The organism is Streptomyces longispororuber (assembly GCF_024448165.1).
GTDB lineage: Bacteria > Actinomycetota > Actinomycetes > Streptomycetales > Streptomycetaceae > Streptomyces > Streptomyces longispororuber_A.
On sequence record NZ_JAMOLN010000134.1, the window covers coordinates 19,517 to 29,152 of the forward strand.

The 9,636-nt window shown below is 67.0% G+C and carries 6 protein-coding genes; all 6 read left to right on the plus strand.

Annotated elements, in window-relative coordinates:
* The first annotated feature begins 76 nt into the window (after positions 1-76).
* The 6 genes from typA (at position 77) to M4J07_RS31155 (ending at position 9,003) form a co-directional block, all read left to right on the plus strand.
* Complete coding sequence (gene typA, locus M4J07_RS31130; protein WP_255977179.1) at positions 77-1,984, plus strand: translational GTPase TypA; 1,908 nt, start codon at positions 77-79, stop codon at positions 1,982-1,984.
* Between the two features lie 766 nt (positions 1,985-2,750).
* A complete protein-coding gene (locus M4J07_RS31135) occupies positions 2,751-3,782 on the plus strand; it encodes an ABC transporter permease (RefSeq protein ID WP_255977181.1) in 1,032 nt (343 codons plus the stop codon).
* Between the two features lie 108 nt (positions 3,783-3,890).
* Complete coding sequence (locus M4J07_RS31140; RefSeq protein WP_255977183.1) at positions 3,891-5,687, plus strand: ABC transporter substrate-binding protein; 1,797 nt, start codon at positions 3,891-3,893, stop codon at positions 5,685-5,687.
* 110 nt (positions 5,688-5,797) lie between these two features.
* Positions 5,798-6,775: an ABC transporter permease gene (locus M4J07_RS31145; protein WP_255977185.1), complete on the plus strand. Its 978-nt coding sequence runs from the start codon at positions 5,798-5,800 to the stop codon at positions 6,773-6,775.
* Between the two features lie 8 nt (positions 6,776-6,783).
* Complete coding sequence (locus M4J07_RS31150) at positions 6,784-7,845, plus strand: ABC transporter ATP-binding protein (protein ID WP_255977187.1); 1,062 nt, start codon at positions 6,784-6,786, stop codon at positions 7,843-7,845.
* A 27-nt stretch (positions 7,846-7,872) separates the two neighbouring features.
* A complete protein-coding gene (locus tag M4J07_RS31155) occupies positions 7,873-9,003 on the plus strand; it encodes an ABC transporter ATP-binding protein (RefSeq protein WP_255977189.1) in 1,131 nt (376 codons plus the stop codon).
* The last annotated feature ends 633 nt before the right edge of the window (positions 9,004-9,636 follow it).

Sequence of the window (9,636 nt, forward strand, 5' to 3'; positions counted from 1 at the left end):
CGTGTCCAGCCCGGCAGGGCGCGCGTATCACTGATGTACGCGCAGCCGTCCACTCACTCCGGGAGTACGCCGCAATATGGCCACGCGCCACGACATCCGAAACGTCGCCATCGTCGCTCACGTCGACCACGGCAAGACGACCATCGTCGACGCCATGCTCAAGCAGGCCGGCTCCTTCGCCGCGCACGCCGCCGAGTCGCTCGACGATCGCATGATGGACTCGAATGACCTGGAGCGTGAGAAGGGCATCACGATCCTGGCCAAGAACACGGCGGTGAAGTACCACCCGAAGGATGGCGGCGACGTCATCACGATCAACATCATCGACACCCCGGGCCACGCCGACTTCGGTGGCGAGGTCGAGCGCGGTCTGTCGATGGTCGACGCGGTGGTCCTGCTCGTGGACGCCTCCGAGGGTCCGCTCCCGCAGACCCGTTTCGTGCTCCGCAAGGCGCTCCAGCAGCGCCTCCCCGTGATCCTCTGCATCAACAAGACGGACCGCCCCGACTCGCGGATCGACGAGGTCGTCAACGAGACGTACGACCTCTTCCTCGACCTGGACGCGGACGAGGAGCAGATCGAGTTCCCGATCGTCTACGCGTGCGGCCGTGACGGCATCGCGTCGCTGACCAAGCCGGCCGACGGCACGGTCCCGGCGGACTCCACCAACCTGGAGCCGTTCTTCTCCACGATCCTGGAGCACGTCCCGGCTCCGACGTACGACGAGGAGGCCCCCCTCCAGGCGCACGTCACGAACCTGGACGCCGACAACTTCCTCGGCCGCATCGCGCTGCTCCGCGTCGAGCAGGGCGAGCTGCGCAAGGGCCAGACCGTCGCGTGGATCAAGCGCGACGGGACGATCCAGAACGTCCGCATCACCGAGCTGATGATGACCGAGGCGCTCACCCGCAAGCCCGCCGAGGTCGCGGGCCCCGGTGACATCTGCGCCGTGGCCGGCATCCCGGACATCATGATCGGCGAGACCCTGGCCGACACGGAGAACCCGGTCGCGCTGCCGCTCATCACGGTGGACCAGCCGGCCATCTCCATGACCATCGGCACCAACACCTCGCCGCTCGTCGGCCGGGGTGGCACGGGCAAGGGCGCGGCCGCCAAGTCGGCCGTCAAGGACCGCAAGGTCACCGCCCGCCAGGTCAAGGACCGCCTGGACCGCGAGCTGATCGGTAACGTCTCGCTCCGCGTCCTCGACACCGAGCGTCCCGACGCCTGGGAGGTCCAGGGCCGTGGTGAGCTCGCGCTCGCCATCCTGGTCGAGCAGATGCGCCGCGAGGGCTTCGAGCTGACCATCGGCAAGCCGCAGGTCGTCACGCAGGAGATCGACGGCAAGACGCACGAGCCGGTCGAGCGCCTCACGGTCGACGTCCCCGAGGAGCACATGGGCGCGGTCACGCAGCTCATGGGCGTCCGCAAGGGCCGGATGGACAACATGTCGAACCACGGCTCCGGCTGGGTCCGCATGGAGTTCGTCGTCCCGTCCCGCGGCCTCATCGGCTTCCGTACGGAGTTCCTGACGAACACCCGCGGTACGGGCATCGCCCACTCCATCCACGAGGGCCATGAGCCGTGGTTCGGCACGCTGACGACCCGTAACAACGGCTCGCTGGTCGCCGACCGCGCCGGCGCCGTCACCGGGTTCGCGATGACGAACCTCCAGGAGCGCGGCGTGCTGTTCACCGACCCCGGCACCGAGGTGTACGAGGGCATGATCGTCGGCGAGAACTCGCGCGCCGACGACATGGACGTGAACATCACCAAGGAGAAGAAGCTCACCAACATGCGCTCCGCCTCCGCCGACTCCTTCGAGGCGATCGTCCCGCCGCGCAAGCTCTCCCTGGAGCAGTCCCTGGAGTTCTGCCGCGACGACGAGTGCGTGGAGGTGACCCCGGAGGCCGTGCGCATCCGCAAGGTCGTCCTGGACCAGAAGGAGCGCGGCCGCTCGGCCTCGCGCGCCAAGCACAACTGACCCACAGGCAGTTGGGCCCGGTACCCCGAAAGGGGTGCCGGGCCCTTTGCGTTGGCGCTAATCTGCCGGTGTCTACGCGGGGTGAACGGGACAGGTCATGCGTCGCCCAACAAAGGGTCAAAAGCCGTCCCCGCGCAAGTGATTAAGTCCACCTCGGTGTCCGGTATCCGGGCGCGAGTGGTCGATAGATATGTAACACGTCCGTTTCGTGTCCCTCTATCTCAGATCCGTTTGTCCGGATTTTGGGAGATGTACGCATCAGGTGTGATCGAACCGAGACCAAAAGAGTGTGGTCGCGACAGCCCGGGTGGCTAATAGTTGACGGCGTAGAGCTCGGGTCAATGGGTCACGCGCTGTGGGGAGCGCCGACTCGCGAGCACACTGGGGCACTTACATCTTCGCCGTCAGGGGTGTCGGCCGGATGTCCTGTGCCTCCACTTGTAGTGAACAAAGTGGACTCATGAGGAGGAACCCATGCGAGGTGCCACAAGCGCCATATGGGTCGCGTCGTCCCCGATGACAGGTGTTGTAAGTCCCGCGGGTGCGCTCAGTCCCGCGGGCGAGGTAACGATCCAGCGTCGCGAACGCCCTTGACGGCTCGGCCTGTTGTCCGGCCGAGGCCGGCGACAAGCCAGGGTTCCCCAGGGGTGGGTTCACCCCAGTCGTTGTTCCCCTCGCGCGCTTCGAATGACGTACGCCGTGCGATGGCCGTCGGACTCTTCTCCGTACCTCCGACGACCGCCAACACCTGTGAAATGGACGAATCATGACGAGTCCAATCGAGATTGAGGGCGCCGTTACCTCTTCCGCCTTGGACAAAGAGGGCGCGCCGCAGGGCGACGCCAAGGAGCCCAAGAAGCTGGAGGGGCGCAGCCCCGGCCAGCTGATGTGGCGCCGCTTCAAGCGGGACAAGACGGGCATCATCTCCGCCTTCGTCGTGCTGTTCTTCTTCCTGATAGCCGCGCTCGCGCCGGTCATCACGAAGCTGTACGGCAAGGACCCGTACACGTTCTACGGCCAGGACGACCCGACGCTCCTCAACGAGTTCAACCTGCCCGCCGGGCCCAACGGCGGCATGTCGCCCGAGCACTGGTTCGGCATCGACCCGAACTACGGCCGTGACGTCCTCGCGTACCTCCTGTACGGCATGCGGACGTCGCTGGGCACCGCGCTGCTGGCCACCATCGGCATGGTGTTCATCGGCATCGTCATCGGCCTGACGGCCGGTTACTTCGGCGGCAAGATCGACTACTGGCTCGGCCGGCTCATCGACTTCATGCTCGCCCTGCCCAACCAGCTCTTCATGGTGGCGGCCATGCCCGTCATCGTCACCGTGTTCGTGGCGCCCGACGAGGAGACGCCGACGATCGTCCGCTTCCTCGCCATCACCGGCGTCATGTGGCTGCTCACCTGGATGAGCCTCGCGCGACTGATCCGCGCCGTCACCCTCTCCCTGCGCGAGCGGGAGTTCGTGGAGGCCGCGAAGGTCGCGGGCGCCTCGCCCTGGCGGATCATCCGCAAGGAGCTGCTGCCCAACCTGGTCACCCCGATCATCGTCCAGGGCACGTATCTGCTCCCCAGCACCATCCTCTCGGTCGCCTTCCTCTCCTTCGTCGGCGTGGGTTACCAAGACCCCACCCCCGACTGGGGCCTGATGTTCGCCACCGCCGCGAACATCTACGAGCAGGACCCGACCTACATGTTCTTCCCGGGTGTCGCCATGGTCGTCTTCGTCGTGGCGTTCAACCTCCTCGGTGACTCGGTCCGGGACGCCTTCGATCCCAAGACCGGACGCTGATCCAGCGTCACCGCAGGGGGAAGCTGCCACCCGGGCGCCGGGACGACCAACCGGATGCGCCAGGCAGCACCAAAGGATCACTACTCACAGGCAGGTGGACTCAACTCCATGAGCATCCTTCGATCGCGCACGGCGCAGGCAACGGTCGCCGCGGCAGCCGTCGGCGCCCTCGCTCTGACCGGCTGCAGCAGTGGCAGCAAGGACAGCAACAAGCCCGCGGGCAAGTCCCAGGAAGAGGCCAAGGCCCAGGCCAAGCCGGTCGCCATGGGCACCGCCCAGGACTCGGTCGGTCCGGCCAAGCCGGTCGCCGGTGCCAAGAAGGGCGGCACCGTCCAGGTCTACCAGGAGGCGGACTTCTCGCACCTGGACCCGGGGCAGATCTACGTCTCCGACGCCGGCATGCTCTCCAAGCTCCTCTACCGTGGTCTGACCACGTACACGGAGAACGAGAAGGGCGACCAGACGGTCGTCGGTGACCTCGCGACCGACCCGGGCAAGTCCTCGGACGGCGGCAAGACCTGGACCTTCACGCTGAAGGACGGGATCAAGGACCAGAACGGCCACGTCATCACCTCGGCCGACATCCGTCACTCCATCGAGCGGCTCTACGACCCGTTCCTGACGGACGGTCCGACCTACATCCAGCAGTGGCTGTCGGGCGCGGGCACCAAGTACCGCGAGGCCTACAAGGGCCCGTACAAGGGCAAGCACCTGCCCAAGACGGTCCTGGACACGCCGGACGACAAGACCATCACGTTCCACTTCCTCGAGGCGCACACCGACGTGCCGCAGGCGCTCGCCATGGCCGCCTACTCCGTCGTGCCCGAGAAGACGGACACGAAGCAGAAGTACGACCAGTCGCCCGTCGCCACCGGTCCGTACAAGGTCGCGTCCTACAAGTCGGGCAAGTCGCTCTCCCTGGTCCGCAACGACAACTGGGACGAGAAGACCGACCCGCTGCGTCACGCCTACGTCGACGGCTGGAACATCGAGTTCAACCACGACAAGGCCGACCAGACGAAGACGATCCTGGCCGACCGCGGTGACGCGAAGAACGCGATCATGTTCACCGGTCAGGTCGACGCCACCCAGCTGCAGAAGATCACGTCCGACAAGGCCGTGATGAAGCGCACGATCCAGGGCTACGCCCCGTACGTGTGGCAGCTGAACTTCAACATGGACCGCGTCAAGGACAAGAAGATCCGTGACGCCATCTCCCTGGCGATGCCGGCCACCTCGGTCGCTCGCGCCGACGGCGGTGCCTACGGCGGTGACGCGGCCACGTCGCTGATGTCGCCCACCACCCCGGGCTACGACGCCAAGTACGACCCCTTCAACCGTGCGAAGAAGCCGAACGGCGACATCGAAGCGGCGAAGAAGCTCATCAAGGAGGCGGGCGCCGAGGGCAAGAAGCTCGTCTACGCGTACGCCAACACCCCGGTCCGTACCACCCAGGCGAACCTGATCATCAACAACCTGGAGAAGATCGGCCTCGACATCCAGAAGAAGGAAGTCGACCAGGCCACGTGGTACGAGCAGATGGGCAAGGTCAAGAACGGCTTTGACCTCTACATGACCGGTTGGGGCCAGGACTGGGCCGACGGCAACACCGTCTTCCCGCCCTCCTTCGACGGTGCGCAGATCCAGGACGGTGCGTCGAACTACTCGCACACCAACGACGAGCACGTGAACTCGGAGCTCGGCCGCATCCAGAAGATCGCGGACGCCGACCAGCGCGCCTCGGAGTACGCCAAGCTCTCGAAGTACATCTCCGAGAAGATCAACCCGGCTGCGCCGATCTACTACACCAAGGTGTTCCAGATCGCCGGTTCGAACGTGGGTGGCCTGCGCTACGGCCAGGTGGTCAGCTACACCGACCCGACCACGATCTACCTGAAGAAGTAAGCAGCTAAAGGCAGTTCCCAGGGGTGAGGGCGCGGCGGAGCCCTCACCCCCGGGCCGCCGGACCCCCTCCTGGCCTCCCACCGCCGCCGTCCTGAGAGCAGCTTTCTGCCATGCTTCGATTTCTCATACGCCGGGTGTCTGGCGCAGCACTCATCCTTCTGCTGATCAGCGCCTTCACGTTCTTCATGTACTTCGCCATCCCACAGGACCCGGCGACACTCGCGTGCGGCAAGAACTGCACCCCGGACGCGCTGGCGATCATCCACAAGAACCTCGGCCTCGACGACCCGGTGCCGCTGCAGTACTGGCACTACCTCTCCGGCATCTTCGCCGGACGGGACTTCGGTGTGGGGCACTGTGACGCGCCGTGCTTCGGCGTCTCGTTCCGGAACAACCAGATGGTGTGGGACACCATCATGGACCGCCTCCCGCTGACGCTCTCGCTCACCTTCGGCGGCCTCGTCGTCTTCCTGTTCGTCGGTCTCGGCGCCGGCCTCATGGCCGCCCGCTACCGCGGCACCTGGCTCGACAAGATCTTCAGCGGCGGCTCGCTGGTGCTCAGCTCGTTCCAGATCTACTTCCTCGGCCCGATCGTGCTCGGCATCTTCGTCTACAGCACCGGATGGCTGGACAAGCCCAAGTACGTGCCCATCACGCAGGATCCCGGCGGCTGGTTCATGGGCCTGCTGATCCCCTGGATCGTGATGGCGACGATCTTCACGGCCAACTACACGCGTATGTCGCGCTCGTCGATGATCGAGCAGCTGCAGGAGGAACACGTCCGGGCCGCCAAGGCCAAGGGCATGAGCAGCCGCTACGTCTTCTACCGGTACGCGTGGCGCGGCTCGGTCATCCCGATCATCACCATCCTCGGCATGGACATCGGCGCCCTGCTCAGTGGTGGCATGGTCACCGAACTCACCTTCGGTCTCGCCGGGTTCGGCCGTCTGGCCCGTGACTCGGTCATCCTGAAGGACCTGCCGGTGCTCATGGGCGTCATGATCATCAGCGCCGCCTTCATCATCATCTGCAACATCGTTGTGGACGCCATGTACGCCGTGGTCGACCCGCGCGTGCGTCTGTCCTAGGAGAACCCGTGACCACACTCACCAAGACCGAGGACGCTCCGGCCCCGACCGGTTCCGACGCGTTCCTTTCGGTGCGCGACCTGCGGGTGCAGTTCTCCACCGAGGACGGCGCCGTCAAGGCGGTGGACGGGCTCTCCTTCGACCTGGAGCGCGGCAAGACGCTCGGCATCGTCGGCGAGTCGGGCTCCGGCAAGTCGGTCACCAACCTGACCGTGCTCGGCCTGCACAACCCGACGACCGCCACCATCGACGGCGAGATCGTCCTCGACGGCCAGGAGCTGCTCACCGCCTCGGAATCCGAGATGGAGAAGCTCCGCGGCAACAAGATGGCGATGATCTTCCAGGACTCGCTGACCGCGCTGTCGCCGTACTACACCGTGGGCCGGCAGATCTCCGAGCCGTTCCGCAAGCACACCGGGGCCAGCAAGAAGGAGGCCCGGGACCGGGCCATCGAAATGCTCGGCAAGGTCGGCATCCCGCACCCGAAGCAGCGGGTCGACGACTACCCGCACCAGTTCTCCGGCGGCATGCGCCAGCGCGCCATGATCGCCATGTCGCTGGTGTGCAACCCGGAGCTGCTCATCGCGGACGAGCCGACCACCGCGCTCGACGTGACGGTGCAGGCGCAGATCCTCGACCTGCTCAAGGACCTGCAGCAGGAGTTCGGTTCGGCGATCATCATGATCACCCACGACCTGGGTGTGGTCGCGAACATGGCCGACGACATCCTCGTGATGTACGCCGGCCGTGCCGTCGAGCGCGGGTCCACCCGCCAGGTGCTCAAGACGCCCGAACACCCCTACACCTGGGGTCTGTTGAGCTCGATGCCGCGCCTCAACTCGGACGTCGACGAGCCGCTCCTGCCGATCCCCGGCTCGCCGCCGTCGCTGCTCAACCCGCCCTCGGGCTGCCCGTTCCACCCGCGCTGCGCCTTCACCGACAAGGTGACCGACGGCCGCTGCTCGGGCGAGCGTCCGGTGCTTCCGGTCGGCCGCGGCGCCGCCTGCCACCTGACGGCGGACCAGAAGCAGCAGGTGTTCATCGAGACGATTCAGCCCCGGCTGGGCTGAGCTGAAACCGGCGACTGGGGCATGACCATGAGCGACAACAAGAGCAACACCACCACGGCGGTCGCCGACGCGATCCCCGAGCAGCGGGACAGCGAGGCGGCTCCGCTGCTCTCGGTCCGCGGCCTGCAGAAGCACTTCCCGATCAAGGGCGGCTTCCCGATCCGGCGCACCGTCGGCGCGGTCAAGGCCGTCGACGGCGTCGACTTCGACGTCTTCCCGGGCGAGAGCCTGGGCCTGGTCGGCGAGTCCGGCTGCGGCAAGTCGACGACGGGCCGTCTGCTGACCCGCCTGTACGAGCCCACGCAGGGCACGATCACGTACAACGGCCAGGACATCAGCACGGCCAACCGGCGGCAGCTGGCGCCCATCAGGTCCGAGATCCAGATGATCTTCCAGGACCCGTACGCGTCGCTGAACCCGCGCCAGACGGTCGGCACGATCATCTCCGGCCCGATGGAGATCAACGGCATCAACCCGCCCGGGGGCCGCGAGGCGCGGGTCCGCGAACTCCTGGAGATCGTGGGCCTCAACCCCGAGCACTACAACCGCTTCCCGCACGAGTTCTCCGGCGGTCAGCGCCAGCGCATCGGCGTCGCCCGTGCGGTGGCCCTGGAGCCGAAGCTGATCGTGGCGGACGAGCCGGTCTCGGCGCTCGACGTCTCCATCCAGGCCCAGGTGGTGAACCTTCTCCAGAAGGTCCAGCGGGAGATGGGCATCGCGTTCGTCTTCATCGCGCACGACCTGGCGATCGTGCGGCACTTCTCGCAGCGCGTCGCGGTCATGTACCTCGGCAAGATCGTCGAGATCGCCGACCGCGACTCGCTCTACAACCGGCCGCGCCACCCCTACACCCACGCGCTGATGTCGGCCGTCCCGGACGCCGACATCGACGCGGAGAAGAAGGAGCGCATCCGGCTGGAGGGCGACGTGCCCTCGCCCATCGCGCCGCCGTCCGGCTGCCGGTTCCGTACGCGGTGCTGGAAGGCGCAGGACAAGTGTGCGACGGAGGAGCCGCCGCTCGTCCAGATCTCCGGCTCCAAGCCGGGGCACCTCACCGCCTGCCACTTCCCGGAGGAGCCGTCGGTGGAGGCCCGCGCCGAGGACATCGTCCTCGACCCGGCGCTGGTTGCCCTGGAGGGCGACCAGGACGACAAGTAGCCCCCGCGCACCACACGGCCCGGCCCCGGTGACTTCCACCGGGACCGGGCCGCGCCATTTCCGCCCGCGGGCCGGTGGGGGTCGTTCGCGCAGTTCCCCGCGCCCCTGGAGATGCACACTTCGTGCGCCATCTCCCCGGGGCCGGAGGAAGGCTGCGCGCAGCGCATGCCTTCCAGGGGCGCGGGGAACTGCGCGCCCAGCCCCCACCGTCCGGTAGCCGAGATCGGTTTTCCAGGGGCGCGGGGAACTGCGCGCCCAGCCCCCACCGTCCGGTAGCCGAGATCGGTTTTCCAGGGGCGCGGGGAACTGCGCGCCCAGCCCCCACCGTCCGGCAGCCGAGATCGGTTTTCCAGGGGCGCGGGGAACTGCGCGCCCAGCCCCCACCGTCCGGCAGCCGAGATCGGTTTTTCAGGGGCGCGGGGAACTGCGCGAACAACCCCCACCGGCCCGCACCCGTCAACGCGGCAGCGCCTCGCACACGGTGATGATCTCCGGGGAGTCGGGGGCGAACGGTGACCCCGTCCAGTCGCCGTAGCGCGCGGTGACCGTGAATCCGGCCTCCCGGAGGAAGCGGTCCAGCTCACCCTCGGAGAGGAACCGCAACGTACTGCGGCTGACCTCGACCCCGGCCCA